The sequence below is a fragment of the Anaerococcus porci genome (genome assembly GCF_034090325.1).
GTDB lineage: Bacteria > Bacillota > Clostridia > Tissierellales > Peptoniphilaceae > Anaerococcus > Anaerococcus porci.
Genome location: NZ_JAXDSU010000015.1, coordinates 1 through 2,660 on the forward strand (window position 1 = coordinate 1; position 2,660 = coordinate 2,660).

A 2,660-nucleotide genomic window follows, 5' to 3' on the forward strand; every position below is an offset into this window, starting at 1 on the left:
ATTCAATAATTAAACTTCGAGAACAAGGAATTAATTCAATCAATCAACTCGATTATCTAATCAAAAAATCTGCTAATGATAGACAAGACTTATTAGATAAAATAAAGAAAATTGAAAGTGAAATTAAAAGTTTATCCCAAGATATGGAAAATATAAATACTATAAATAAGTATCGTGAAATATATAAATACCATAAGAAAAATCCTGAAGACAAACAATTTGCTGAAGAATATTATAGTGAACTTTCCGTCTATAAAATAGCCGCTAAAGAAATTTTAAAAAACTATAAAAAACTACCAAATACAAAAGAAATACTATCAAACCTCGATAAATTGCAAGAAAAAAAGAAAAACCTTATGCAAGAGTATTCTTTGAATAAAGAACAATTTTCTGACCTTGTTCAGCATAGGAAAAACTATGAAAATTATTATGGAAAAGAAGTGGAGAGATAACATCTTCACTTCTTGCTCTTATAAATTATTACTATTTTCGATTTCTCTAAAAGAATCCCAAAGATATCTAGTCAATGTTATGCCCGCACCACAGAAAGTTCTGCATGTTTTTACTCAAAGCCTTAAAATTCTTTTCTCTTCCGTGTCCACTTTATCATATTTGATTTATATTTTTTTCAAATTAACTTCTAAAAAATCCATCACTGTATTAGATTTTACTTAGAGTTTATATTAATTTTATGGTAAAATTTCAACTAGAATCTCTCGTTTTATGTAGTTACTAAAATTTAACAGTATTGTGTACTTTTTGAAAATATATTTTAACAGATAATTAAATAGAATATTTTAAAATATGTACTGAAGATGTTTCTTTAGTAAGAGAATATTTTCTAACCATTATGATATTATATATGTGATATATAAATTAAAAATTCACTCTATGACTGATATTTTTTATCTCACAAGTTAATTATATAATCACATATATTTAGCAACTCTGGTCTATGCGTAATAATGATAAATTTTTTATCTTCAGATAATGCTTTAATAATCTTAGACATATACTTTTCACTTTTTAAATCAATGGATGCTGAAGGCTCATCTAAAATATATAGTTTTGCATCTTTAAAAATTGTATTTAAAAATGACAATTTTTGCAATTCTCCTTTTGAATTTATATTATATTCATACTTATCTGACGATTTAAAAATTTTTGAAATATCACCCATAAACATCTCTATATCATAATTTAAATAATATTCCTGTAACTTGGTTTTTATATATTTAATATCGTATTGATTTAAAGAATCAGTCTGAGGCATAATTTGGATATTTCGACTTAATTCGCCAATACTGATATCTTCAAGTGGAGTATTATCTATTTTTATTTTTCCTTTTTTTATAGGCAAAAGCTTTCTTATCAACTTTATAATAGTGGTTTTACCAACTCCGTTATCACCTATAATTCCAATGACATTACTTTTTGTAAAATCGATACTTAAATTCTCTATTTTAATATTATCATCTAAATATCCTGTTTCTAAATCATTAGCAATAATTGTTTTAAAGTTTAATTTATGCTCCAATAATTGGTCAAAGTTAGTAAAATCTTCAATCATATATTGATTATCTAATAATTGATCTATTTTTGTTTTCTTTGGTAAAATCGTATTAAATTTCATAAGTATTTTTGTTATGTTAGTTATAGGCGAAAAAATCTTTTGAGAGTATAAAATTAAAGTTACTAGTCTTCCAGTCGAAATATTTCCAGTATTTGCTAAGTGTCCCCCAATCACTATAATAATAAAAATACTACATAAACTTGCTAAAAGATTTAAAGTAGACGATCTTAAAATTAAATCCATTAAATTGTTATTTGCAATGAATAACTTTTTATTACTTCTATTATAATTTTCGCTAGAGCTTTTCAAATAATCTTTAAGAAGTAAATTTTCTACATTATTTATACATGCTTGGACTTTTGAATTTACTTCTGCATTTAAATTTCTTACTTCTCTAGATTTAATTTTAACGACTCTAGACATCATATATTGTACTACTACTAATACAATATTTAATAAAAAAATTATAAATGCTATCAACAAACTAGATCTCATAATGTACATAAAAATCAATATAGTTGATATTGTCAAACTAAATAAGTTAGGTATCGAATTTGTTATGAAATCAGAAATATCATATATATCATTACTAATAATTGTTATGATTTCGCCTTTAGATTCTTTAAACCAATATATAAGATTCATTTTTCTTATTTTATTAAACACATATGTACACATCCTAATATTAATACTCTTATTTAATTTATTTAATATCTTTGAAGATATATATTGTAATATTATTATTAGCAATGAAATCATACCAAATATAAACACAAAGTCTTTTACACTATTAGATTTATTATTTAATGTAATGATATCTATAATTTTTCCTAAAATGCTAGGCACATAGATTGCTAAAAGGCTAGATAAGATGAATATGCATGTAGAGACAATTAAGGCAACTATTTCTCTACTTTTCAAATTCATTTGTTTATCATTGAATTTTATAAACATATTCATCTCCTTACTTATCTCATTTTTTGATTTACTAGCTTCTTATTTTCTCTAATTATAATAAAAATATATAGAACTATAAAAACTAGTACAAGGCAAATACTTATTAAAAGCGAGTAAATATAATTATCTA

At 23.3% G+C, this 2,660-nt stretch carries 1 protein-coding gene and 1 pseudogene; one reads left to right on the forward strand and one right to left on the reverse strand.

Going from position 1 to position 2,660, the window contains the following annotated elements:
* Positions 1-452 (forward strand): annotated as a pseudogene (locus SOR60_RS02045) (relaxase/mobilization nuclease domain-containing protein); the annotation flags it as partial.
* Between the two features lie 458 nt (positions 453-910).
* Here the strand turns inward: SOR60_RS02045 and SOR60_RS02050 are convergent.
* Entirely contained in the window at positions 911-2,527 is a 1,617-nt protein-coding gene (locus SOR60_RS02050) for an ATP-binding cassette domain-containing protein (protein ID WP_154541901.1), read from the reverse strand.
* Positions 2,528-2,660: the final 133 nt, after the last annotated feature.